At 28.7% G+C, this 23188-nt stretch carries 26 protein-coding genes; 13 read left to right on the top strand and 13 right to left on the bottom strand.

Going from position 1 to position 23188, the window contains the following annotated elements:
- Complete coding sequence (locus AC5SLY_RS05805) at positions 1–966, top strand: aminoglycoside phosphotransferase family protein (RefSeq protein WP_494598722.1); 966 nt, start codon at positions 1–3, stop codon at positions 964–966.
- The gene (locus AC5SLY_RS05800) at positions 963–1652 is read left to right on the top strand and encodes a sugar phosphate nucleotidyltransferase (RefSeq protein WP_494598721.1); all 690 of its coding nucleotides are present in this window, start codon (positions 963–965) and stop codon (positions 1650–1652) included. The genes AC5SLY_RS05805 and AC5SLY_RS05800 overlap by 4 nt, the downstream gene beginning before the upstream one ends.
- Here AC5SLY_RS05800 and AC5SLY_RS05795 read toward each other — a convergent pair.
- Positions 1641–2357: a 2,3-bisphosphoglycerate-dependent phosphoglycerate mutase gene (locus tag AC5SLY_RS05795; RefSeq protein WP_494598720.1), complete on the bottom strand. Its 717-nt coding sequence runs from the start codon at positions 2355–2357 to the stop codon at positions 1641–1643. The two genes, AC5SLY_RS05800 and AC5SLY_RS05795, sit on opposite strands and share 12 nt — an antisense overlap.
- 49 nt (positions 2358–2406) lie before the next feature.
- On the opposite strand from AC5SLY_RS05795, the gene AC5SLY_RS05790 reads away from it, so the two are divergent.
- Together AC5SLY_RS05790 and AC5SLY_RS05785 are read left to right on the top strand one after the other, a co-directional pair.
- The gene (locus tag AC5SLY_RS05790) at positions 2407–2796 is read left to right on the top strand and encodes a VanZ family protein (protein WP_494598719.1); all 390 of its coding nucleotides are present in this window, start codon (positions 2407–2409) and stop codon (positions 2794–2796) included.
- Positions 2783–3382, top strand: coding sequence for a transglycosylase SLT domain-containing protein (locus AC5SLY_RS05785; protein WP_271564015.1), 600 nt, complete (start codon positions 2783–2785; stop codon positions 3380–3382). Before AC5SLY_RS05790 ends, AC5SLY_RS05785 begins: the two co-directional genes overlap by 14 nt.
- On the opposite strand, the gene AC5SLY_RS05780 is transcribed toward AC5SLY_RS05785, so the two are convergent.
- The 4 genes from AC5SLY_RS05780 to msrA are packed head-to-tail and all read right to left on the bottom strand — an operon-like array spanning position 3379 to position 8631.
- Positions 3379–6501 carry an efflux RND transporter permease subunit gene (locus tag AC5SLY_RS05780; protein ID WP_494598718.1) on the bottom strand — a complete coding sequence of 1041 codons (3123 nt, stop codon included), beginning with the start codon at positions 6499–6501 and terminating at the stop codon, positions 3379–3381. The genes AC5SLY_RS05785 and AC5SLY_RS05780 overlap by 4 nt on opposite strands.
- On the bottom strand, positions 6501–7370 hold the full coding sequence (locus AC5SLY_RS05775; protein WP_271480743.1) for an efflux RND transporter periplasmic adaptor subunit: 870 nt from the start codon (positions 7368–7370) through the stop codon (positions 6501–6503). The genes AC5SLY_RS05780 and AC5SLY_RS05775 overlap by 1 nt, the downstream gene beginning before the upstream one ends.
- 3 nt (positions 7371–7373) lie before the next feature.
- A complete protein-coding gene (locus AC5SLY_RS05770) occupies positions 7374–8186 on the bottom strand; it encodes a sulfurtransferase (protein ID WP_494598717.1) in 813 nt (270 codons plus the stop codon).
- Between the two features lies 1 nt (position 8187).
- Positions 8188–8631 carry a peptide-methionine (S)-S-oxide reductase MsrA gene (gene msrA / locus AC5SLY_RS05765; protein ID WP_494598716.1) on the bottom strand — a complete coding sequence of 148 codons (444 nt, stop codon included), beginning with the start codon at positions 8629–8631 and terminating at the stop codon, positions 8188–8190.
- A gap of 35 nt (positions 8632–8666) precedes the next feature.
- On the opposite strand from msrA, the gene AC5SLY_RS05760 reads away from it, so the two are divergent.
- Together AC5SLY_RS05760 and AC5SLY_RS05755 are read left to right on the top strand one after the other, a co-directional pair.
- Positions 8667–9551 (top strand): DMT family transporter, encoded by an 885-nt coding sequence (locus AC5SLY_RS05760; protein WP_271623348.1) that lies wholly within the window; start codon positions 8667–8669, stop codon positions 9549–9551.
- The gene (locus AC5SLY_RS05755) at positions 9544–10179 is read left to right on the top strand and encodes a DNA-3-methyladenine glycosylase family protein (RefSeq protein WP_494598715.1); all 636 of its coding nucleotides are present in this window, start codon (positions 9544–9546) and stop codon (positions 10177–10179) included. The genes AC5SLY_RS05760 and AC5SLY_RS05755 overlap by 8 nt, the downstream gene beginning before the upstream one ends.
- Here AC5SLY_RS05755 and AC5SLY_RS05750 read toward each other — a convergent pair.
- Complete coding sequence (locus tag AC5SLY_RS05750) at positions 10166–10462, bottom strand: DUF1330 domain-containing protein (RefSeq protein ID WP_494598714.1); 297 nt, start codon at positions 10460–10462, stop codon at positions 10166–10168. The two genes, AC5SLY_RS05755 and AC5SLY_RS05750, sit on opposite strands and share 14 nt — an antisense overlap.
- Before the next feature lie 28 nt (positions 10463–10490).
- On the opposite strand from AC5SLY_RS05750, the gene AC5SLY_RS05745 reads away from it, so the two are divergent.
- Positions 10491–11027, top strand: coding sequence for a phosphoribosyltransferase (locus AC5SLY_RS05745; RefSeq protein ID WP_494598713.1), 537 nt, complete (start codon positions 10491–10493; stop codon positions 11025–11027).
- Between the two features lie 33 nt (positions 11028–11060).
- On the opposite strand, the gene AC5SLY_RS05740 is transcribed toward AC5SLY_RS05745, so the two are convergent.
- Positions 11061–12371, bottom strand: coding sequence for an NCS2 family permease (locus AC5SLY_RS05740; RefSeq protein WP_011281527.1), 1311 nt, complete (start codon positions 12369–12371; stop codon positions 11061–11063).
- A 131-nt stretch (positions 12372–12502) separates the two neighbouring features.
- On the opposite strand from AC5SLY_RS05740, the gene AC5SLY_RS05735 reads away from it, so the two are divergent.
- Complete coding sequence (locus AC5SLY_RS05735) at positions 12503–12808, top strand: hypothetical protein (protein WP_271741473.1); 306 nt, start codon at positions 12503–12505, stop codon at positions 12806–12808.
- Positions 12809–12854: 46 nt separating this feature from the next.
- Here the strand turns inward: AC5SLY_RS05735 and AC5SLY_RS05730 are convergent, their stop codons facing one another.
- Positions 12855–13301, bottom strand: coding sequence for an Hsp20 family protein (locus AC5SLY_RS05730; protein ID WP_494599126.1), 447 nt, complete (start codon positions 13299–13301; stop codon positions 12855–12857).
- 98 nt (positions 13302–13399) lie between these two features.
- A complete protein-coding gene (locus AC5SLY_RS05725; RefSeq protein WP_494598712.1) occupies positions 13400–15475 on the bottom strand; it encodes a S9 family peptidase in 2076 nt (691 codons plus the stop codon).
- A 17-nt stretch (positions 15476–15492) separates the two neighbouring features.
- On the opposite strand from AC5SLY_RS05725, the gene AC5SLY_RS05720 reads away from it, so the two are divergent.
- Positions 15493–15999 (top strand): J domain-containing protein, encoded by a 507-nt coding sequence (locus AC5SLY_RS05720; RefSeq protein ID WP_494598711.1) that lies wholly within the window; start codon positions 15493–15495, stop codon positions 15997–15999.
- Here the strand turns inward: AC5SLY_RS05720 and AC5SLY_RS05715 are convergent.
- A complete protein-coding gene (locus AC5SLY_RS05715; RefSeq protein WP_494598710.1) occupies positions 15996–16961 on the bottom strand; it encodes a glycosyltransferase family 9 protein in 966 nt (321 codons plus the stop codon). The genes AC5SLY_RS05720 and AC5SLY_RS05715 overlap by 4 nt on opposite strands.
- A 52-nt stretch (positions 16962–17013) precedes the next feature.
- Between AC5SLY_RS05715 and AC5SLY_RS05710 the strand changes: the two genes are divergently transcribed.
- From AC5SLY_RS05710 to AC5SLY_RS05700, 3 genes are read left to right on the top strand one after another with little or no spacing between them, the layout of a single operon-like run.
- Positions 17014–17898: a dihydrodipicolinate synthase family protein gene (locus AC5SLY_RS05710; protein ID WP_494598709.1), complete on the top strand. Its 885-nt coding sequence runs from the start codon at positions 17014–17016 to the stop codon at positions 17896–17898.
- Positions 17899–19089, top strand: a complete 1191-nt coding sequence (locus AC5SLY_RS05705) for a class I SAM-dependent methyltransferase (RefSeq protein WP_494598708.1) — start codon at positions 17899–17901, stop codon at positions 19087–19089.
- 29 nt (positions 19090–19118) lie between these two features.
- On the top strand, positions 19119–20357 hold the full coding sequence (locus AC5SLY_RS05700) for a hypothetical protein (RefSeq protein ID WP_494598707.1): 1239 nt from the start codon (positions 19119–19121) through the stop codon (positions 20355–20357).
- 1 nt (position 20358) lies between these two features.
- Here the strand turns inward: AC5SLY_RS05700 and AC5SLY_RS05695 are convergent, their stop codons facing one another.
- From AC5SLY_RS05695 to AC5SLY_RS05685, 3 genes are read right to left on the bottom strand one after another with little or no spacing between them, the layout of a single operon-like run.
- Positions 20359–20901, bottom strand: a complete 543-nt coding sequence (locus AC5SLY_RS05695; RefSeq protein ID WP_494598706.1) for a tetratricopeptide repeat protein — start codon at positions 20899–20901, stop codon at positions 20359–20361.
- A 45-nt stretch (positions 20902–20946) separates the two neighbouring features.
- A complete protein-coding gene (locus tag AC5SLY_RS05690) occupies positions 20947–21294 on the bottom strand; it encodes a thiol-disulfide oxidoreductase DCC family protein (protein ID WP_006997738.1) in 348 nt (115 codons plus the stop codon).
- A 3-nt stretch (positions 21295–21297) separates the two neighbouring features.
- A complete protein-coding gene (locus AC5SLY_RS05685) occupies positions 21298–21660 on the bottom strand; it encodes a rhodanese-like domain-containing protein (RefSeq protein WP_018413578.1) in 363 nt (120 codons plus the stop codon).
- A 110-nt stretch (positions 21661–21770) separates the two neighbouring features.
- On the opposite strand from AC5SLY_RS05685, the gene tldD reads away from it, so the two are divergent.
- On the top strand, positions 21771–23183 hold the full coding sequence (tldD, locus tag AC5SLY_RS05680) for a metalloprotease TldD (protein WP_271564000.1): 1413 nt from the start codon (positions 21771–21773) through the stop codon (positions 23181–23183).
- Positions 23184–23188: the final 5 nt, after the last annotated feature.

Genomic DNA, 23188 nt, shown 5'->3' with positions numbered 1-23188 from the left:
ATGTTACAAACTAATGATAAATTAAAAAAAATTAAAGGTGACGCATCATTTAGATCTTTTTATAGAAAGTCATCATCAAAAAAAAAATCAATTATAGTTTTTGCCTCTAAGGAAAAAGAGAAAAATTTGCTAATATATGACGCAATAAATAGTCTTCTAATTAAAAATAAAGTTTTAGCACCTAAACTTTATAGCGAAAATTATAAAAAAAATTATATAGAAATTGAAGATTTTGGAGACGACTCAGTTTTTAGTTTATTAAAAAAAAATAAAAACCAAAAAGAAACTCTCTATAAAAAATCTATTAATTTACTTGGAGTGATTCAAAAAATTAAACAAAATCGATCTAAAAACTTTAAAGGTAAAACTTATAAAATTCCTATTTATGATAATGTTAAATTATTCAATGAGGCAAATTTATTTTGTGAATGGTATGCAAAAAAATTTGTAAAAAAAAATAAACTAACCAAGTTTAAAATTGATATAAAAAAACAAATTAGGTTTTTATTAACAAACCTTCAATCAAAAGAAAAAGTCTTAGTTCATAGAGATTTTCATGTATCAAATTTAATGAATTACAAAAATAAAATAGGAGTTATCGACTCGCAGGATGCTTTAATTGGAAACAGGGCTTATGATTTAGCTTCCCTAATTGATGATGTTAGATTTGGAACAGATGAAATATTTAAAAATAAAATTTATCGTTATTATCTAAAACTAAATAAAAAAAGAGTTAACAAAGCTACGTTACTAAGTGATTTTGAAATATTATCCATTTTAAGAAATATGAAAATCATTGGAATATTCACAAGATTGGCCATGAGAGATAAAAAAAAGCAATACTTGAAATTAATTCCCTATGCCTGGAAGTTAATTGAATTAAGAATTTCCAATAATAAAAAATTTTCTGAGCTTAAAAGCTTATTAGAGCTTAATTTTTCCAAAAAAATAAGAAATCAGAAATGAAGATTAAAACTGCATTAATTTTATGTGCTGGATATGGTAAGCGCTTAAACCCAATAACACTGACAACCCCGAAGCCTCTACTAAAGATAAACGAAATAACTTTATTAGAAAATTGTATTAATTTAATACATTCTTTGGGAATTAATAAAATTTTAATCAATACATTTTACCTAAGTGAAAAAATTGAAAAATTTCTTAAAGATAAGAAATTTAATTTAGAAATTAAGATAATTGATGATGGTTCATATATTCTAGATACAGGTGGTGGAATTTTGAATATGATAAATTCATCTAATGAAACAGACTTTATTATATTTAATCCAGACACTGTATGGAATGAGAATTATAAAAAATATATTAAAGATATGGAGAAGTTTTATTTTTTAAACAAAGTTAAAAATATACTTTTATTAGCTAATGAAAACTTGAGTTTTGATAAAAATTTGGAGGGTGATTTTAATCTTAAAAAAAATATTATAAAAAAAGATGAACTTAATCACTTAATTTATACAGGGTGCCAAATCATAAATAAGAGTTTATTTGACTCATATGAAGTAGGCAATTTTTCCATTTCAAATATTTGGAATAAATTAATTGATAAAGATGATTTATATGGTTTTGAGAGTTTTGAAGACTTTAGACATTTAACAGATCTCAATATTTACAAAAAATTATTAAAAAACTAACAAGTCCTTAGCTCTATCTTGATCTAGGTAAGTGCATTCTTTAATATTTTGCTTTGAATCTAAATTTATCAAAAGTGGATTGCCTGTTGGTATTTCGAGTAATGTTATCCTTTGATTGTCTAATTTAAATAAAAATTTGCATAACGCTCTTATAGAATTTCCATGAGCTGAAATTAAAATATCTTTATCATTTTTTAGTTTCATTTGAATTTCATCAATATAAAATTTCATTACTCTTTCGTAGGTATCTTTAAGGGACTCGGTGTCAGGAATATTTTCTTTTGGAATACTTTTATAAACCTCTATATTTAACGGGTGATACGGATTGTTTCTACTTAATGGATCTGGTTTAATATCCCAAGATCTTCTAAAAGCATGTATTTTATCTTCACCAAGTTTTTCTTTCATTTCATCTTTATTTAGCCCTGTTAAAGCTCCATAATGTCTTTCATTTAATTGCCAGGCTTTAACTGGTTCTCTTTTGTCTCTTAATGTGTCCTGAATAAATTTTAGTGTATTGATAGCCCTTAACTGAAATGATGAATAAAAATAATCAATATCAATTTTAGTTTTCTTAATATACTCTCCAGCCTTGCAGGCCTCTAATTTACCTTGCCCTGTAAGGTCAACATCTACCCAGCCTGTAAATCTTTTCTCAAGATTCCATTCACTTTGACCATGTCTTACTAAAACTAAATGAGCCATTTTATGTATTTTGATAACTGATAAAAGGAGTAAAATAAATAAGATTATTATGAATAGATTGAAAAAATTTTTTAAAATAGGGTTTTATTCTTCAAATATTATATTGATAATATTTTATTTATACCCAGGCAGTATTCTTGGATGGTTTTTGTATAATGATCGTTATACACAACCTCAAATTACCAGGGATTTTATAATTTCATCAAACCATTTCTATGCTTTTTTTTTACTTACAACCTTAGGAGCACTTTCTTTTCATAATACTAAAAAGATTAATCTTTTAATTGTTTATTTATTTCTATTATCAATTTTTTTAGAACTATTTCACATTATCATTCCAAATCGTGGATTTGAGATAAATGATTTATTTGGAAATATTGTAGGTGTAATATTAGTAATACTTATCTATAAGATTGTAATTAGGTATGTCAAAACTTAAAAATCATTTTTTAATACTATTAATTATTTTTATTACTAGCTGCTCCTCAATACCTCAAAATACTTCAAATAGTTGCTCAATTTTTAATGAAAGATATCTTTGGTATAAACATGCAAAGAAAACTGAACAAAAATGGGGAACCCCAATTTATATTCAGTTAGCTATAATTAAGATGGAGTCAGACTTTGATTGGCTAGCAAAACCGCCAAGGCAAAAATTATTTAAAATTATACCATTTAAGAGGCCCTCTAGTTCATTTGGATATTCACAAGCAGTAAAAGGAACTTGGGAACAATATAAAAATGAAACTGGAAATAAATTAGCAACAAGAACAAGATTTAAAGACAGTGTAGATTTTATTGGTTGGTATACCGATAAAACAGAATCTCTTTTAAAAATTTCTAAGAAAGATGCTTTTAGACAGTATCTAGCGTATCATGAAGGGTGGGGTGGTTATAAAGATTATAAGAATAATCAGAAAGTTATAGGTTTAGCTAAAAAAGTAGAAAAACAATCTAATAAATACAAATCACAATTACAAGATTGCCAGAAAAGATTAAATAAAAATAAATATATTATATTTTAACGAAGTTGTTTTTTTAGCTCAATATCAACTGCATCAATTCGTTTCGTATTCTTTGCTAATACCAAATACATGGTTGGCGTTACATATAATGTAAAGAATGTTGATATAATCATTCCTCCCAGAATAGTTGCACCCACTGCTAATCTTGAAGCTTCACCTGCGCCTGGCCCAATATTTCCTATAACCAATGGCATCATTGCTATCATTGTGCTTATTGACGTCATCATTATGGGTCTAAATCTTAATTGACAAGCTTCCTTAACGGATGTTTCTATATTTTTTCCAGCCGTTCTTAACTGATTGGCATAATCAACAATTAGAATACTATTTTTAGTTGATATTCCAATTAGTATGACAAGTGCTATTTGTGAGAAGATATTAATAGAACTGTTCAAGAATAATATAAAGACCAAACCTCCAAACAAAGCAAGTGGAACAGTTAACATAATAATAAATGGATGAATAAATGAATTAAAGGTTGCAGCCATTACTAGGTACGCAGTTAGAAATGCTAATCCAAAAATAACAAATAGTTCATTACTAGTTTCTTTTATTTCTTCTGATTTACCTTTCCATGCAATTTGATTAGAAGAGCCAATTTCTTCCATTGTTTCTTCTAAATATGCAATTGCTTCTGTAAGTGTATAAGATTCCGATATATTTGCAGATATTGTTACAGCTCTCTGCCTATTATATCTTGCTAATTTTTTTGCAGATCCAATTTCACTGAACTCTACTAAATTTGATAAAGAGATAAGTTTACCAGAGCTTTCAGATCTAACAAATATTTTAGAAAGACCTTCTTGTGATCGTCTATCTGCCAAGTATTGTTGAAGTATAATTGGGTATTCTTTACCAAGTCTATTAAATTTTGTTACAGTTTTTCCACCATAAAGAGTTTCTAAGGTTTTGCCAATTGAGTCAGTAGACACACTTAAATCCTTAGCCTTATTTTTATTAATTACTAATTTGACTTCTGGTTTGTCTCTAGAATAGTCAGATTCTATTCTAGATAAATTTTTATTTTGTCTTAATTTATTGATAACTTTAGACTGTATTTCCTCTAACTCTTCATAAGTACTGCCCAATATAACCATTTGAACAGGTTTATTGTAACTAGAAACTCTAATAGATTGAGGTGATATTGGAAAAGCTACTGTTTCAGGAACAGTCACAATTTTTCCAATTGCTTCTCTCATTATTGTTTGTGAACTTTTATCTCGTTCAGCCCATTCATCTAATAATGCAATTATTATAAAGCTATTAAAAGAATTTTTATTGCTACCAAAGCCTGGCACTCTCATTATAAATCTTTTGTATGGACTATCTTCAGCTTGAAGAAGAGGAATTAACCTTTTTTCAACATCTTCTGCTCTTTTTTCAGTATATTCAAAAGAGCTTCCTTCATCTGTAAATCCTAGAACAAGATAAACCCCTCGATCTTCTAAGGGTAATAATTCTTTTTTTGTAAAATGAAATAAAACACCAGAGACAATAATAGTGAAGACTATAAATGAAATTATGATTTTTTTCTTATTAAGCCAATACCCCAATGTTTCTTCATAAAATTTTAAGAATGATTTAAAAAATTTATCAAATTTAGTGACTATAAAATTTTGTTTTGGCTCTTTCTTTAAAAACTTACTTGCTAACATAGGTGATAGTGTAAGAGCAACAAAAGAGGACACCACAACAGAAACAGATAATGCTATCGCTGTTTCTCTAAATAATGTTCCTGCAATTCCATCTATGAAAATTAAAGGAATAAAAACCGCAACTAGAATTAAAGTTGTTGCAATGATTGCAAAGCTGATTTGCTTTGACCCTTTGTAAGCTGCAATTAATGGACTCTCTCCATTTTCAATTCTTCTATAAATTGCATCTGTCATTATGACCGAGTCGTCAGTAATTATTCCAATTGCTAAAATAAAACTTAATAAGACAAATATGTTTATTGATAAACCAAATAAATAAAGACCCAAAAACGATGCTATTAAACTTACAGGTAGTGCAACTGCTGGTACAATTACAGCTTTTATATTACCTAAGAATAAATAAATAATAATAACCACAAGAATAAAAGCAATGATTAAAGTTTTGTATACTTCATCGATAGCTGTACCCACATATGTTGCTCTGTTAAAAGCTACTTCTATATTTAGATCATCTGGCAATGTTTTTTTAACTTCTTCAATTTTTTTACTTATTTCTTTAGAAAGCTCTACTGTTGAGGCACCACTTTTCGCATAAATACCAATTCCTACAGTGTTTAAATCTAAAGCATCTTTACTTTGGGCTTTAAAAAGATTTTTTTCTGAAACTGGACCAAACTCAACATTTGCAATATCTGAAAGTCTTACAACACTATTTTGATTTTTTTTAATAGGTAATGTTTTTAGTTTTTCTATATCGTTATATGACTTATCTAAATTTAGTATTAAATCTATGTTGGTAGCTTCTAATGTTCCTGCGGGTAGGCTGACATTTTCTTTCCTTATTGCTCCTTCAACTTCTTGAATAGTTAAATTATTTGCAGCAAGTTTAATTGGATCAATCCAGATCCTAACACTTAAATCTCTTAAGCCACCAGTTGAGATTGTTCCAACATTTTTAACACTTGAAAATCGATCTACTAAATATCTTTCAACATAATCTCCAAGCTCTAAATCACTCCAGGTTGCTGAAGATACGGCCAGCCACATAGTGGTTGAAAATCCTGCTGATTGTTTAAGTATTTGAGGTGCTGCTGCTTCACTTGGCAATCTATCTACAACTCTTGCAACTCTTTCTCTTATATCATTAGCAGCATTATCAAGATCTATATCAGGATTAAATTCAACATTAATTGAACTGCTCCCATTTTCTGATGTTGAGTTAATATTTTTTATTCCTTCTACTCCACCTATTACATCTTCTATTACTTGTGTTACTTCCTGATCAATTATAGGAGCTGATGCAGATTTGTAGTCTACTTTAACTTGAACTACAGGTGGTTGTAAGCCTTCGGGTAGCTCTCTTACTGGCAATTGTGAAAAAACAAATATTCCAAAAACAATTAATATAAGAGACATTACCCAAGCAACAACTGGTCTTCTTATACTTACGTCAGTTATAAACATTATTTTTTAATTGGTTTAATTTTGCCTCTTGGTCTAACTTTTTTTAAACCCTCAGCTACAATGTTATCTCCATTAGCTAAACCTGAAACTACTTCAATAAAACCAGAATCTCTTATTCCAATAACAATTTCAGCTTTATTAGTCACATTATCTTCTGCAACTTTATAAACATAAGTTTTGTTACCTTCCATGATTAAACTTGTATCTGGAATACTCATGGAATTTCTCTCATTATATTTAACTATAATCTCCAAAAGAGAACCTGGTAAAATTTCAAAATTATCATTTTCTAATTTTATTCTTATAGCTAAAGATCTTGTATCCACATCAATCCTGCCAGCTGTTGAGTCAACAACACCTGAATAAATTTTTTCACTATTACCTGAAAATTTAACATCAACATTTAAATTTTCTTTAATAAAACTTGCGTAAAGTTCAGGAATATCTACATCTACATAAATTATCGAAGTATCTTCTAGTTGTATTAAAAGTGAACTTTCAGAAACTTTAATATCATTTGAAAAATCTCTCTTAGTCACCACTCCATCAAAAGATGCTATTAAATTTCTAGTTTTTAATTTTGTTATTAAATCACCTTTTTTTAATTTTCTATTGAATTCTATTGGGTTAACTATTTCATATTTTTCAATTTTGTATGATTTAGTTCTAAAAGGAATTGCTGTTCCATAAGTTGAAACTTTTTGAGAGAAATTTTTTGCTACAACCTCAGTTACTATTATGCCTGGAGGAGGTCTTTTGCTAAATTTTTTTTTAAAATGATTTCCTATCATTGTTCTTCCAACAATTACTATTGTAATGATTAAAAAGAAGGCAAGGATTGCAGTTCCGATTTTTGTAGATCTTTTCATATTTTAATTTTTTCCATATTCACTCCATGATCCGTCGTAAATAGTAGGCATATATTTATTATCTATTAAAGAATAAGCAAGGGCCAAAACTGAAGCGGTAACACCAGAACCACAAGTAAACACAATGTTTTTACCTATTTCATATCCAGTTGATTTAAACTTTTCATGAATCTTTTCTTTACTAATGAATGTATGATCTTGATTTATAAGTTCAGAGAAAGGCAGACAAAAAGAGTTTTTGATTGAGCCACTTCGTAATCCTTTTCTTGGCTCTGGAACCTTACCCTCAAATCTTTCTAAACTTCTTGCATCAATAACATTAAAATTGTTTTCTAAAATATTTTTGTTAATTTGGTTCATATCTTTTACTAACTCTCTTTTTTCATTTGCAATATAGTTAGAGGGAATAATCTTAATTATATCACTAGTGGTTGCTTTATCTTCCTTAATCCATTTCTTAAATCCTCCATCTAATACATGGACTAATTCTGGATTGTGACCAAAATAGATAAAATTATACCAACATCTACATGAGCTGATTACATCTGAATTATCATAGATAACTATTTGATCATCATTTTTAATTCCCATGCTAGACACAATATTTTCCCATGACTTAGCATCTGTTAACATATGAGGTAGATCAGTATCTTTTTTAGAGTTTTTATCTAAATCAAAAAAAATTGCATTTTTAATATGTTTGTTTTTATATTCGTCAAAACCATTACGTTCTGTCTGAGGCATGTGCCATGAGCAATCAATAATTTTTACTTTATCTAAATTTTCTTCTAACCAATTTGTATCAATTAAAGACATATTATCTTTTTTCCAAATATCTCTGATGATATTCTTCTGCTGGACAATAATTTTTTAGTAAAGAAGATTTTGTTACAACATTTCCTGATAATTTTAAATTTACTTTTTTTATAACTCTCTCAGCAATTTCTTTTTGTCTGTCACTTAGGTAAAATATTTCACTTCTATATTGTGTCCCAAAATCAGGTCCTTGTGAATTTAAGGTTGTAGGGTCATGAATTTCAAAGAAGAAATCTAAAATCTTTTCATAAGAGATAATTTTAGGATCAAAATCTAACTTAACAACTTCTGCATGATTTGTATTACCAGTACATACGTCTTTGTAAGTGACTGTTTTGCTGTCACCTCCACAATAGCCAACTTCAGTTTTAATAACTCCTTCAAGTTTACTAAACTTAATTTCTGGTCCCCAAAAACATCCTAATCCTAATACTGCTATTTCCATTGATTATACTTTAATTTGATTTACAAATTATTGCTATGCTAACTAAAAATCAATTAGGTTTTTTGTACATGTTTCTATCTGTATGCACCTTTTCCGTTATGGATTTGCTGGTAAAATGGTCAAGCGACTATCCAACTGGGGAAGTTTTATTTTTTAGAGGTTTTTTTGGTCTGTTGCCCACATATTTTTTAATTCCAAAAGGTAAATTAAAAACTTTTTATACAACTGAAAGATCAAAAGAACATTTATTCAGATGTTTTATGGGTTTAATGGCCTTGATAGCAATAGTTGTTGCGTTAAGAGAACTTCCTTTGGCAGTCGTTGTTAGCCTGTCGTATGCGGCACCATTATTTATTACCGTATTATCAATTTTTCTATTAAGTGAAAAAGTGGGTATTTTTAGATGGTTAGCTGTCTTAATTGGATTTATAGGTGTTATTATAATTGCTGAGCCTGGCTTTAAGGGTATGAATTATCTTTATTTCCTTCCTCTAATATTTTGTATTGGAATGGCTTTTGTAACCATTACGATTAGAAAGCTATCAACAACAGAACCTATTTGGCTTATCTCAATTTTTTTTACAATTACTATTTCAATTGCCGGCTTGGCCACAATTCCAATGGGATGGAAAATGCCAAATTTTCAAGACTTTATTCTTTTAGCTTTAATTGGAGTAACAGGAGGTTCTGCAAATTTATTTTTAACTCAATCATATAAACTTTCTGAAGTATCTTTGGTAGCACCTTTAAAATATTTAGCTTTGGTATTTGCTATATTTTTTGGTTATTTTATTTGGAATGAGATACCAACTATAAAAACACTTATTGGTGCATCACTTGTAGTTCTTGCCTCTCTTATAATTTTTAGAAGAGAAATTTATCATAAACAAAAAATACCATCAACGACTAGACATGAATAAAAAACCAAAATATTGGAATACTGCAAAAAAATATTTATCCAATAAAGATAAAGTAATGTCATCATTGATAAATAAATATAAATCTCCTTCAGAGGCTGTGCTTACTTCTAGAAAAGATATATTTTTTTCATTATGTAAGAGTATCATTGGACAACAAATTAGTGTTGCAGCAGCTAACTCAGTTTTTTTGAAATTTAAAAAAAAATGTAAAAATAAGATTAATGCAAAAACAGTCTCTAAACTTTCTTCTGTTCAACTTAAAAGCTGTGGATTAAGTGGACAAAAGGTTAGGGGAATAAAAAGTTTAGCTAAACAAATATTAGATAAATCATTTAACCCTAGATTAATTCCTAAGATGTCAGATGAAGAGGCTATTATTTATTTATCTAAGCTAAGACAAATTGGAAGATGGTCAGCTGAAATGATTTTATTATTTACTTATAATCGTTCAAATATTTGGCCTATACAAGATATTGGTCTTTTAAGAGGAATTTCAAAAAATTATAAAAAAAAATATCTACCACCTGAATCTTATGTAAAATTATTAAACAAAAGATTTAGTCCATACTGCTCAGTTGCGACCTGGTATCTTTGGAGAAGTATAGATCCAGAACCTATTCAGTACTAAAACCTTCTACTATTTGTAGGTTTCGCTCAGTAGTATTTCTAGCTATAGCCCAACCATCTTGATACTCTTTAGAATCGTGACATTTCATAGCTTGCTCATGATTTGGAAATTCCCAAATTACAGTTCTTGGGTAAGTTTCACCCTCTAAAGTTTCAAATTTTCCACCTCTCACAAGAGGCTTTCCTCCATAACTTTTTATTATTCCAGTAACTTTTGCCCCATAATTTTTTAAATTTTCTTGGCTATCTATTCTTTTGTATAAAGCGATCCAGTAGGCTTTCATTATTTCTCCTTTTTAAATAATTTTTTATATGATAATGAATTTTATGGCAGAGAAATTAATTATCACTTTTGATCAGTATACAAAAATTGTAGAAAAACTAGCAATAGAAATTCACAATAATTATAGGCCAACAGTACTAGTAGGCATTATGAGAGGGGCAGCTCCTATACTAGATATCCTCTCTAGAATTTTAAAACTACCTATAGCTTATATTGTTATCCAAAGTTATTCAGGAAAAGGAATGGAAGATAAACAGGGTCAATTAATGTTTGCAAGAGAAATTAGTTCTTTAGCTGAGAATAAAGATTTTAATAAAGTTTTATTAGTAGATGATTTATCTGATACTGGATTAACCTTAAATAAAAGTATTGAGTGGTTAAAGAATTATGAACCAACTAAAGATTATATAAATGAAGTTAAAACAGCCTGTTTATGGAAAAAAAAATCATCTACATTTGAGCCAGATTTTTGTCCAGTTAAACTTGATTCAGATCCATGGATTGTTCAGCCAACTGAGCATTATGAAGAGATGTCTATGGAAGAAATAATTAAGAAAAATAAATAGGGCTGGAATAATTCCAGCCCTAAAAATTATATTTTAAGCAACTGCAAAACTTACAACACTCAAAATTGCAATAATCCATATCGCTGGTGAAGTTGAAGAAAACTTACCAGTAAATAATCTGATTAATGCGTATGATACAAATGCTAAAGCAATACCATTACTAATACTATATGTTAACGGCATAGCAATCATAGCAAGAATAGCAGGAGCTGCTTCACCAATATCATCCCATTCTATATCAGTTATGTTTCTAACAAAAAGAACAGAAACAAACACTAAAGCTGCACCATCAATTTGTTTAGGTAAACTTGTTGCTAAAGGAGCAAAGAATATACAAGCCAAAAATAGAAGACCAATTACTAAAGAGGTCATTCCTGTTTTTCCACCAGCTTTTACACCAGCACCAGACTCAACATAACTTGTTACAGTTGTTGTTCCCATCATTGCACCCGCTACAGTTCCAACACTGTCAGCCATCATCGCTTTTTCAATGTCTTTAACTTTACCATTTTTATCAACCTTACCAGCAACGTTTGCTACTGAAGTTAATGTTCCTGCAGTATCAAAGAAATCAACAAATAATAAAGTAAACACTACAGTTGTCATACCAGCTGTTAATGCTGCTGATAAATCAAAATCAAATAGATAAGTCATTGGAGGTGGTGAGCTCGCAATTCCATTAAATTTAGCAAGTCCAGTAGCCCATGCAATAATACTGAATAGTAAAATACCAATAATGATATTTCCCTTAACTTTCATTTTTTCAAGAACAACCATCAAAATAAATGCTGCACAACCCAATAAAACAAGTGGATCACTCAAGTCACCTAATTGAACTAATGTTACCGGGTTATCAACAACAACTTCCATGATCTGAAGTCCAATTATTGCTAAGAATAATCCTATACCAGCACCAATTCCTAATTTTAAACTTCTTGGAATTGAATTAATTAACCACGCTCTGATAGGTGTTAATGAAATGATTAAGAATAAAACCCCAGCAACCAGTACAGCTCCTAAAGCTTCTTGAGGCGTATAGCCCATTCCAGCACAAACCCCAAATGCAACGAATGCATTAATTCCCATACCTGGCGCTAAACCTATCGGCCATGTTTTTCCATAAAATGCCATTATGAAACAAGCAAGCGCTGTTGCAACAATTGTTGCCGTGTATACTGCTCCAAATTCAAAGAACCCTTTTTCTGGTCCAGCAAATTCACCTGATAGTATAAATGGATTTAAAAACATAATGTAAGCCATTGTCAAAAATGTTGTTACACCAGCTATTACTTCTGTTTTAAAATCAGTCTTGTGTTTTTTATAGTCGAAATATTTTTCTAACATTGATCCTCCTAAGATTAAGATGAACTGATATTAGATTAATTAAGAAAATACTCTTAAAAATCTAAGTTTATCAACATATTTCAACTTATAAGTTTATATTTATGCCATATTTTGAGTGTTATCATTGAACCATGCATAAATTAAAATTTATTTTAATAAGCTTATTTCTTTTAACTCTTGTTGCTGGCTGTCAAACAATCAAAAATAAAACAGACGCAATTGTTGAAAAAGAAAATGCTAAGTTAAGTGAATACATTGGAAAAACTTCAAGCAATTTGCAAATGGAATTAGGTAAGCCAGATGAAGATTTTAAAAATGATAAAGGTAACTTAGAACTTGTTTACAACACCAAAAAATATGGAATACTTTGCGAAAGAAGATTTGAAGTAGATTCTAATTCTATAGTGATTGGTTTTGTTTCAAACGGTTGTTTCTAAAAACTTAATACTTGTGGGGAATATACCCCACAAGTAAGGTTTTTACTTATTTAATTTCAATAAGTTTTTTCTTTTTATATTCAGGTACAATTCTTTCACAGGCAATTGTTAAAAGACCATCTTTTAATTCAGCACCATTAACTTTCACATCCTCAGCGATTGTAAATGATCTTGCAAATTGTCTTTGTGAAATACCTTTATGAATAATTTCACCATCATCAGATTTGTCCTCAGATTTATCAACTTGTTTTGTTCTTACAGTTAATAAATTATCTTCAAACTCCACCTCTACATCATTTTTACTAAAACCAGCTAAAGCAACTTCAATAGCGTAGTTGTCTTTTCCAGTTTTTCTAATGTTGTACGGTGGATAATTGGACTGCATGGTTAACCCTCCATTTCCCAGCATATTTTCAAATTGGTCAAACATATCGTCAAATCCAATTGAAAAAGGTCTTAGAGTGTTAAATATAGATAGATCCCTACTTGTCATAGTTTCCTCCTTTGTTAGCAAGGTTAATTTAGTAAGTCCCATTAGGCGACTTACATATAATATTTAGGAATTATGCTAAAAATTTCAAGATAGGACGACTAAATTTTTTTAGAAATTTTTAATGCAAATGCATAATCTAGTGCAATTTCTTCTATAGCCCCATCTCTACCTGATTTACCACCATGACCTGCGTTCATTTCAGTTTTTAAAAGTAATAAATTATTATCAGTTTTATATTCTCTTAGTTTGGCGGTAAATTTTGCTGGTTCATCAAACAATACTCTGTTGTCGCTTAAACTTGTTGTGATCAACATATGAGGATAATCCATCTTCTTAATATTATTATAGGGAGCATAAGAATAAATATAATCAAAGTGATCTTTTTTATCTTTTGCATTTCCAAACTCATCAAATTCTCCAACTGTTAAAGGTAAAGAGTGATCTAGATTAGTTGTTAAAGAGTCTACAAATGGTACTGCCATTATAATTCCTAGAAATAATTCGGGGGCTTGATTAACTACAGCACCCATAAGAAGACCACCTGCGGAGCCACCCATACCTATTATTTGATTTTTTGAAGTATATTTATTTTCAATTAAGTATTTTGCAGAAGCAATATAATCTTCAAAAGTATTTTTTTTATTAAGCAGCTTTCCTTCTTTCCACCACTTCATACCTCTTTCCATACCCCCTCTAATATGGGCCGTAACCCAGATGATATCTCTATTAATCAAACTTAATCTAGTAGCAGAAAAACTAGGGCTCATAGAGCTTCCGTAAGAGCCATAACCATAAAGCAACAATTGAGCACTTCCATCCATTTTAGTATTTTTGTGTCTAGTAATTGTAAGAGGGACCAGTCTTCCATCGTGTGATTTACAATCTACTCTTTCCACAATGTAGTTATCAGGATTGTGACCGGATGGGATCTCTTGTTCTTTAACTAATTTTTTTTCTTTTGTGCTTAAGTTATAAGAATAAACTCTAGATTGTGTTTTAGGTGAAGAATAACTTATATATATTTCGTCTGTATTTTTATCTCTTTGCATCAAAGAGGCACCAGGAACATATACAGTTTCATCAGAAAAAATTAACTCTTCTTCTTTTCCAGTTGTAATATTTTTTATAAATAATTTATCTAAAGCATCTGAAGTTTCAGATCTTATGATCCAATTTTTTAAAAATGTTAAGCCTCCAATTAGAACCTCATCTTTTGCAGCAATAAAGGTTTTCCAGTCTGGTTTTTCTAAACTATTACTTATGTCTATTTTAAAATCTTCAGCATTTTCATTCGTATGATTGTAAAATTTACCATCCCAAGAATTGACCGAATAAAGAATTCCTCTTTGTCTTTTTTTTATTAATTTTGGTTTGGGATTTTTTTCATTAACATCAAAGTAATATTGTTCAGATGTATTATGGTCTGAAGAGCTGATAAAGAAATATTTATCATCTGAACTTAAACCAATTCCAACTGTAAAAGCTTCACTTTTTTCTTCGAAAATTAATTGATCTTCACTAACTTTAGTACCTAATTTGTGTCTATAAATTTTTCTTGGTCTATGATTTTCATCAAGTTTTGAATAAAAAACATACTGATCATCTAAACTGAAAGTTATGCTACCTGATGTTTCCTCAATCTTTTCAGTAACTAATTTTTTTGTATCTATATCTCTAATATATATTGTGTAATATTCAGAACCCTTTGTATCTAAAGAGTATCCCAAATATTTGTCATTAAAACTTACCTCCAAATCTCCAACACCAAAGTATTCTACTTTTAGTTTTTCTTTTTCTTCATCTCCATTCCAAATTTCTTCAATATTATTAGTTCCAATTTTTTTCCTTAATTTTATGGAATAATTTCCTTTGATAGTTGTTTTTGACCAATATTCATAATCAAAATCTTTAAAAGGTAGAGACTCATCATCTAATTTTATTCTTCCTTTGATTTCATCAAATAATTTTTTTTGAATGGTATTAGTATCTGATAAGTGAAAATCAGTATAAGAGTTTTCTTCTTCAAGATATTTTCTAACTTCAGGGTTTAATTTTTTACTATCCTTTAAAACCTCCAAGATATCATCTTGATGTATCCAACTATAATTATCTTCCCAACTAATATTATGACACGTTTTTATTTCTGATTTTTTTTTAAGATGTGGTATTTTCATAGATAGAAATTAAATATATGAATATTATTATTTATACACTAGTTTTTTTGGGAATTACTTACTTTTTACTTAAATTATTAGCCAACACTTCATCCAAAAAAATATCTAAACATTTAAGAAAATTAATTTTTTTAGGCTTGATAGTCTTGGCAATATTGTTTGTGGTCGCAGGTAAGTTTTTATTAAGTATACCACTTACGTTGCTAAGTTTAGCTTTAGTTAAGTTAAAAGGGTTTTCAATATTTCAATTAATTGGGTTGTTTAGACTTATACAAACCCTTAGAAACTCTGGAAGATTTTCATTTAACCAAAATCAAAATATTAAAAATTCCTCTAAAATATCTAGAGAGGAAGCTTACAAAATTTTAAATTTAGATATAAAAAAAAATATCACTAAAGATGATGTTAAGAAAGCATATATAAAAATTCAGAAGAAAATACATCCAGACATTTCACCAGAGACTGCAAGATTATCAATGATTGTAAATGAAGCTAAAGAAATTGTATTAAGAGATATTTCTTAGTTAAGAATTTTTTTTAATTGAACAAAAATTTTATCTGGATTAATTTTATCTTTACCTAAAGTATTATGTGTTACTGTATTTTCTCCATCCGGAATAATTGGATACATTCTTGGACTATAATTCCCATATATTAATGGTGTATCTGCCATTAAAACAATTGTTTTAATACCAAGCCCTGATGACAAATGGCTAAAACTAGAGTCATTACAAATAGAAATATCACAATTTTTAATTATTGGTAGAGTTTCACTTATACTTAACTCATCTAAAGGAACACATCTGTCCTTAAATTCTGTGTTAAGTATTTCTTTTAAAATTTCTTGTTCTTCTTTATCTTTACCGGTAGCTAAGAAAAATCTACATCTATAAGTATTAGAAATTAGATGCATAAGTTTTATAAATGTTGTAGCTGGAATTCTTTTTGTTGGTCCTGATCCACCTATGCCAAGTATAATATTTTTTTGATCATTATTAATTTTAAATTTTGATTTTACATTTTGTACAGATTTATCATTGATAAAAATTTTAGGATCACTTTCTACAGTTAAATTTAAGTTTTGTTTTAAAAATTTTTTTGCAGTATTAACTATATGTTGGTTTTTTTTTATAAATAAAGGATATTGATAAATATTTTTAATACCAGCAAATTTTGCAACTAAGAAAAATCTAAGTGATGAGTTAAAAATAAATATTTTATCAAAATTATGTTCTCTAAGTTCTTTTGCTAAGTTTATAAATCCACTAAAACCTTTATGTTTTGCTTCCTTGAATTTATTACCTTGCTGAAGAATAATTATCTTTTCAATATTTTTGTTATCTTTTAAGAATTGTTCTGTTTTTGAGCTTTGTTTAACTAGAATACTTACCGGTGTATTAAATTTTCTAGAGATAGCCTCTATAAAGGGTAAGTAGATTACCATGTCACCAATTCCCATTTTATTTTGTACTACTAAAATTTTCATTTAATACTTTATCATCTTTACTAAATTTTTTTATTTTATATAATTTTTAATTATGGGTAAAATTAGAGGCATTTATGCAGCATCAATGTCATTATTTAATAGTGATTTAAGTCTAAATATTGAAAGGACAGTTAATCACGCTGAAAAAATAATAGATATGGGGTGCCATGGTGTTGCTATTTTTGGAAGCACAGGACAAGCCCAACTTATATCCATTGGTGAAAAAATTGGTTTATTAAACAAATTGTCAGAAAGCAAATATAAAGAAAAATATTTAATTGGAACTGGACTTAATTCTTTAAATGAAACTATAAATTTAATGAAGGTTGCTAACTCTTTAAATTTTAGTGATTTTTTAATTATGCCACCTGCTTATTACAAGTATGGTGATAGTGAGGTAATAGAATTTTATTCAAGAATAGTGTCTGCTGTACCAGATAGTAGGATTATTTTATATAACTTTGAAAAATTGTGTGGTTATAAGTTTAGTGTTGAATGTGTTAAGGAACTTGTCAGAAAATTTCCAAAGAATATAGTAGGAGTGAAAGATAGCTCTTATAATTTGTATGAAAATTTAAAGATTGATAATTTTTCTGTTCTACCGGGATCAGAATCAAAACTCTTAAAAGGCTTAGAATTAGGGTGTTCGGGAATTATTACAGCAACTTGCAATGTAACAGCAGGATTATCACGACAGGTTTATGATGACTTTATTGAACAAAAAGAGCAAACAAAAAATGAAATGCTATGCAATGTTAGAAATACTTTTGAAAAGTTTAATCTAATTTCAGGGTTACACTCTTTTATGTCTGATGAAAATAAAATTTATGAAAATGTTCTACCCCCGGTCAGTATTTTGAATGAAAAAGACAAACTTCTATTAATAGAAGAACTTAATAAACTTAACTTCAAATTAGAATTCCTAAAAGTGGCTTAAATGCAATTAGCAAGGTTTTTAAATAGTATATTTAAAAAAGATGGCTTCATACTAGTTGATGCTAATTCAAAAAATTATATTATAGGCTCTCCCTCAAAAAAAATACCAATTATACTTAAGATTTTAAACAAGAAACTTCATTATAAATTACTATTTCGCCCTGATCTATACTTTGGAGAAGCCTATTCTAATGGAGAAATTGTTATTGAAAATGGAACACTCACAGAATTTTTAGATTTAGCACTTATGAATATTGGAAGAGGAGAAATAAATCTTTTCAGTCAACTTATAAATAAACTGAGTGGTTCATATAGATATCTCACAAATTTTAATTTCATAAAAAAATCTAAAATGAATGTTTCTCACCATTACGATCTATCAGATGATCTATATGATTTATTTTTAGATAAAAAAAGACAATATTCCTGTGGATATTTTAAAAATCAGAATGAAAGTCTAGAAGATGCTCAAAATAATAAGATACAGCACATAATTAAAAAATTGAATATAGAATCAAATCAAAAAGTTCTTGATATAGGGTGTGGGTGGGGATCATTATCTATAGATATTGCTAAATCTATAAATTGTGAAGTAACAGGAATTACTTTGTCACAAAACCAATTAGATTATTGTTTGAAAAAAGCTAAAGAACTTAATTTAGAGGATCAAGTTACATTTAAACTTATGGATTATCGAGAATTAGATGAAAAATTTGATAGAATTGTTAGTGTTGGAATGTTTGAACATGTGGGAAGGAAATTTTACAAAAAATTTTTTAAACAAGTAGAAAAACTACTTAGTGATAATGGTGTTTCTTTAATTCACACTATTGGTTCTGTCAATCCACCACGAAACCCACATCCTTGGATAACAAAATACATTTTTCCAGGTGGGTATACCCCAAGTTTGAGTGAGGTAACCACACCAATAGAAAAAGCAGGATTAGTAGTATCTGATATAGAGGTACTCAAACTACATTATTCATATACTTTGAGACATTGGAAGGAAAATTGCATAAAGAATAAGGAAAAAATTATTAAAATGTATGATGAAAAGTTTTTTAGAATGTGGGAATTTTACCTTGTTGGATGCGAAATTGCTTTCAAATGGGGTGATCAGGTTGTGTATCAATTTCAACTAACAAAGAATTATACGTCAACACCTATTACAAGAGACTATATTTATCATTAATATATTGATAAATCATAACATCCTTAAGTATGAAAAAAATAAAAAAAAAATCAAATAAAAAAAAGCCAATTAAAGAAATACCAGCTAAAAAGAAGCCAATTAAAAAAATACCAGCTAAAAAGAAGCCAATTAAAAAAATACCAGCTAAAAAGAAGCCAATTAAAAAAATACCAGCTAAAAAGAAGCCAATTAAAAAAATACCAGCTAAAAAGAAGCCAATTAAAAAAATACCAGCTAAAAAGAAGCCAATTAAAAAAATACCAACTAAAAAAAGTCTAGGCTTGATATCATCAATAATCAAACTTCAGCATTCTTTAAAACCGGAATTTAATATTAAAGTCAATTTTAGTTTAGAAAAATATATTCAAGCTTTTTTTGATAGTATCGCTAATAGAATATCTGAATACAAGACATTAAAAGCTGAAGAAAAAAGAAAAAGACAACTTGAGGAAATTGAAAAAAAAGAACAAGAAAAATTACAAATTCAAAAACGAAAAGTAAAAGAAGAACAGGAACAGACTAAACTTAAAGAAAAAGCATTAAAAGAAGAAATTAAACTTGAAAAGGAAAGAGCAAGAGACATAAAATTATTTTTACGTAAGGAGCAAGCATTACTTAGAATTGAACATGCTGAAAGGCAAAAACAATTTTTAAAACAATTACAATTAGAAAAACAGATTGAGAAATTTAGGATAAGAGAGATTAAAGAATTAGAAAAACTTGAAAAGATTTCATTAAAAGAAAAAAGAGATGATTACGCTGGTCTTCAAGCAAGGATAGAGAAACTAAAAGATAAATATAGGATCATAAGAGACCAAAAAATTAGAGAGAGAGTAGAAGCTTTAGGAGTAAAAATCCAAGGTGATGAGGATAGAGATACTTTACTTCAAAAAGAGAAAGATCATAAAGTTGCGAGGCAGAAAATTGAACTTTCTCTTGAAAGCTTTTACAGAAGTGCCAGTAGTTTAGTTTTTCAACTAAATAAACGGCACATCACTAGACACATGTCTATTTTTAGATGCATTGATCAAAGATTTGAAACTGGTGAAATCTTTATTAAATGGGATGAAGCACCCGATGAAGAGTGGCTGTTATTAATTTATATAAAAAATAATTCTCCTGACGAAGGAATAGTCATTGAAGATAAATCAGATCCTGAAAAAAATTTATCTCATGAATTCAAATCAAATGAAATATTTAAAGCATCAGATCTAATGGTTGACTCGTTAACTCAGTTAATTTCAAGAAAAAGAGCCAAAAAAGATTAAATTAGATACTATCTTCTTTAATCAATCTTTCAATTTCAGGTATTAGTTCACGACTTTTAAATGAGGGGTGGAATTTTAATGCACTTTCAAGACTCTTAATTGCTTTTTCATATTCTTGAAGTTTTATGAAAATTCTTGCTTGTCCTGATAATGCCCCAAAGTGTCTAGGCTCTATATCTAAAACTTTATCAATATCATTTAATGAATTTTTAAACTGACTCATTAAAAAATATACAGTTGCTCTTTTATTCCAAGCTTCAGACCATTTAGGGTCATTCTCCAAGATATTACTAAAAACTTTTAATGCATAATTATAATCACCGTATTGCATCAGCTCAGTTCCAAACTCTAACTTTTCAGTTAATTTAAAATCACTAGGATGTTCATTCCAGATAGACCAAATTTTTTGCTCCAATAAAGCAGCACTTTTTGAATTATCAATAATTTGAAGTTGGTCAAAAAGATTATTTAAAATAACTTTCTGAGATGACTGAGCAGAAGAAACAAAACTAAATATAAATACGAATAGTATTAAAACTTTCATAATTAAAATATATTTTATTCAGTGTATCATCTCAACATTAAAAACTTATTTTAAAAGTTGTTTTTTATTTTTTAAAAATAAAAAGAAAGCAATAATCTCGTAAAAAAATGAAAATAAAGTAAAAATTATTGGAGTTTTAAAGAAACTATAAAGAAACTTATATTTAGGAATTTTTTTCCACACCAATAAAAAAGCTTCTGCCCCTCCAATTACTTTCTCCCCATCTTTAATATGAAGTCTACGTAAAAGGTTTTTAGCATTTCTTTGAGTTTCTATTTCTGCTGATTTATTATTTGTAATATCTACCCATTCTATGTCTTTAATATTTTGTTTTTTATACAAATTTATCTCAGCACGACAAATTTTACATGAATTGTTAAAATAAACTTTCACAATCTATTTTTTATCTTTCCAAGCTGTCATTCCACCAGTCATATTTTTCACATTTTTTATTCCCATGTCCTGCATAGTTTTTGTTGCAAGTGTACTTTGACCTCCAAGACCGCAAAAAACTATATATTCTTTATCAGGATTTTTCTTAAACATTTCATTTTCTAAAGGACTACCATCTGCTAGATAAAACTCTAATAAGCCTCTTTCTAAATTTACAGCATTACCAATAGTCTCTGACTCAAAACTATTTTTATCTCTTACGTCTATAAATTGAACATTTGGGTCATTTAGTTTTTCTTTAGCTTCATCAACCGAAATATTTTTTATCTCGTTAGAAACGTTCATTAATTCATCAAATTTTTTCATTATATTGTCCTTTTTTTTAATTTATTCCTAAAATTATATAGAATCCGATAGATTGTATATGTGCGAAATACGACAATTGAAAAAATAATTATAACTATTACTTGTTATGTATGAATGATTTTTTTACTAAAACAGATTTATCAAGAAAAGATGCTGAGAGCATTATATCAGAAACATTAAATAGTTGTGATGATGGTGAGCTTTACCTAGAAAACTCTAAAAGTGAATCTATTGTACTTGATGATGATAAAATAAAGAGTTCTAGTTATAGTTCTGATCTAGGATACGGTTTAAGAGCGGTTACTGGTGAAGTAGTAGCCTATTCTCATTCAAATGAAATTTCAAAAAAATCATTAAAACAATCTGCTAGCAATCTAAGCTCAACATTGAAATCTCAAAAAGGTATTTACAATCATGAAATTCCACAAACTAATGAAAAATTTTATAAAGATGTGAATCCGATAGAAGAAAAATCACTACAATCTAAATTGGATCTTTTAAAAGAAGTTAATAACTATACAAGAGCTAAAGGTGGAATGGTAAAACAAGTCACTGCTAGTTTTGCAGGTGAGCATAAATCTATAGAAATTATAAGATCTGGAGGTGAAGTGTTAACAGATGTTAGGCCTTTAATTCGTTTTAATGTTTCAGTCATGCTTGAGAAAGATGGAAAAAAAGAAACAGGAGTTTATGGAATTGGTGGAAGACAATCTTATGATGAATATCTTAAGGATGATAATTGGAAAAAAGTATGTGATGAAGCATTTAGAATTGCTTCAGTAAATCTTGAAAGTAAACCTGCACCAGCAGGAGAAATGAAAGTTGTTTTAGGATCGGGCTGGCCAGCAATACTTATTCATGAAGCTATAGGGCATGGTCTTGAAGGTGACTTTAACAGAAAAAAAACATCTGCTTTTCATAATTTAATGGGTCAAAGAGTTGCTAGTGAGGGTGTTACTATTGTTGATGATGGAACTCTTCATAATAGAAGAGGAAGTTTAACAATAGATGATGAAGGGACACCTACTGAAAAAACTGTTTTAATAGAAAATGGTATATTAAAAAATTTTATGCAAGATCGACTAAATGCTAGATTGATGAACACAAGATCAACAGGTAGTGGAAGACGAGAAAACTACAAGCATGTTGTTCTACCAAGAATGAGAAATACCATGATGTTAAATGGAAAATATTCTCAAGAAGAGATGATTAAATCGGTTGATAAAGGAATATTTGCAGTAAGTTTTGGTGGTGGGCAAGTAGATATTACTTCAGGAAAATTTGTATTTAACTGTACAGAAGCTTATGAAATTATTAATGGTAAAATTGGATCACCTATTAAAGGTGCAACGTTAATTGGTGATGGACCTTCAATTTTAAAAGAGGTTTCATTAGTTGGCAACAACATGATGCTTGACCCAGGTATTGGAACCTGTGGAAAAGCAGGGCAAGGTGTTCCAGTAGGTGTGGCACAACCATCGATCTTAATTGATAAAATGACTGTTGGTGGAACTCAATTATAAATCAT

The sequence above is a fragment of the Candidatus Pelagibacter sp. PS_23 genome (assembly GCF_059417905.1).
This window is presented reverse-complemented; position numbering and strand designations above follow the sequence as displayed.

Bases quoted from the DNA above. Each gene is read 5' to 3' on its own strand.
- AC5SLY_RS05725 (WP_494598712.1), bottom strand. From the start codon at position 15,475: ATGAAAATACCACATCTTAAAAAAAAATCAGAAATAAAAACGTGTCAT.
- msrA (WP_494598716.1), bottom strand. From the start codon at position 8,631: ATGGAAATAGCAGTATTAGGATTAGGATGTTTTTGGGGACCAGAAATT.
- AC5SLY_RS05775 (WP_271480743.1), bottom strand. From the start codon at position 7,370: ATGAAAAGATCTACAAAAATCGGAACTGCAATCCTTGCCTTCTTTTTA.
- AC5SLY_RS05705 (WP_494598708.1), top strand. From the start codon at position 17,899: ATGCAATTAGCAAGGTTTTTAAATAGTATATTTAAAAAAGATGGCTTC.
- AC5SLY_RS05685 (WP_018413578.1), bottom strand. From the start codon at position 21,660: ATGAAAAAATTTGATGAATTAATGAACGTTTCTAACGAGATAAAAAAT.
- AC5SLY_RS05710 (WP_494598709.1), top strand. From the start codon at position 17,014: ATGGGTAAAATTAGAGGCATTTATGCAGCATCAATGTCATTATTTAAT.
- AC5SLY_RS05730 (WP_494599126.1), bottom strand. From the start codon at position 13,301: ATGACAAGTAGGGATCTATCTATATTTAACACTCTAAGACCTTTTTCA.
- AC5SLY_RS05805 (WP_494598722.1), top strand. From the start codon at position 1: ATGTTACAAACTAATGATAAATTAAAAAAAATTAAAGGTGACGCATCA.
- AC5SLY_RS05720 (WP_494598711.1), top strand. From the start codon at position 15,493: ATGAATATTATTATTTATACACTAGTTTTTTTGGGAATTACTTACTTT.
- AC5SLY_RS05755 (WP_494598715.1), top strand. From the start codon at position 9,544: ATGAATAAAAAACCAAAATATTGGAATACTGCAAAAAAATATTTATCC.
- AC5SLY_RS05800 (WP_494598721.1), top strand. From the start codon at position 963: ATGAAGATTAAAACTGCATTAATTTTATGTGCTGGATATGGTAAGCGC.
- AC5SLY_RS05780 (WP_494598718.1), bottom strand. From the start codon at position 6,501: ATGTTTATAACTGACGTAAGTATAAGAAGACCAGTTGTTGCTTGGGTA.
- AC5SLY_RS05745 (WP_494598713.1), top strand. From the start codon at position 10,491: ATGATAATGAATTTTATGGCAGAGAAATTAATTATCACTTTTGATCAG.
- tldD (WP_271564000.1), top strand. From the start codon at position 21,771: ATGAATGATTTTTTTACTAAAACAGATTTATCAAGAAAAGATGCTGAG.
- AC5SLY_RS05695 (WP_494598706.1), bottom strand. From the start codon at position 20,901: ATGAAAGTTTTAATACTATTCGTATTTATATTTAGTTTTGTTTCTTCT.
- AC5SLY_RS05785 (WP_271564015.1), top strand. From the start codon at position 2,783: ATGTCAAAACTTAAAAATCATTTTTTAATACTATTAATTATTTTTATT.
- AC5SLY_RS05760 (WP_271623348.1), top strand. From the start codon at position 8,667: ATGCTAACTAAAAATCAATTAGGTTTTTTGTACATGTTTCTATCTGTA.
- AC5SLY_RS05795 (WP_494598720.1), bottom strand. From the start codon at position 2,357: ATGGCTCATTTAGTTTTAGTAAGACATGGTCAAAGTGAATGGAATCTT.
- AC5SLY_RS05770 (WP_494598717.1), bottom strand. From the start codon at position 8,186: ATGTCTTTAATTGATACAAATTGGTTAGAAGAAAATTTAGATAAAGTA.
- AC5SLY_RS05750 (WP_494598714.1), bottom strand. From the start codon at position 10,462: ATGAAAGCCTACTGGATCGCTTTATACAAAAGAATAGATAGCCAAGAA.
- AC5SLY_RS05740 (WP_011281527.1), bottom strand. From the start codon at position 12,371: ATGTTAGAAAAATATTTCGACTATAAAAAACACAAGACTGATTTTAAA.
- AC5SLY_RS05735 (WP_271741473.1), top strand. From the start codon at position 12,503: ATGCATAAATTAAAATTTATTTTAATAAGCTTATTTCTTTTAACTCTT.
- AC5SLY_RS05790 (WP_494598719.1), top strand. From the start codon at position 2,407: ATGAATAGATTGAAAAAATTTTTTAAAATAGGGTTTTATTCTTCAAAT.
- AC5SLY_RS05715 (WP_494598710.1), bottom strand. From the start codon at position 16,961: ATGAAAATTTTAGTAGTACAAAATAAAATGGGAATTGGTGACATGGTA.
- AC5SLY_RS05700 (WP_494598707.1), top strand. From the start codon at position 19,119: ATGAAAAAAATAAAAAAAAAATCAAATAAAAAAAAGCCAATTAAAGAA.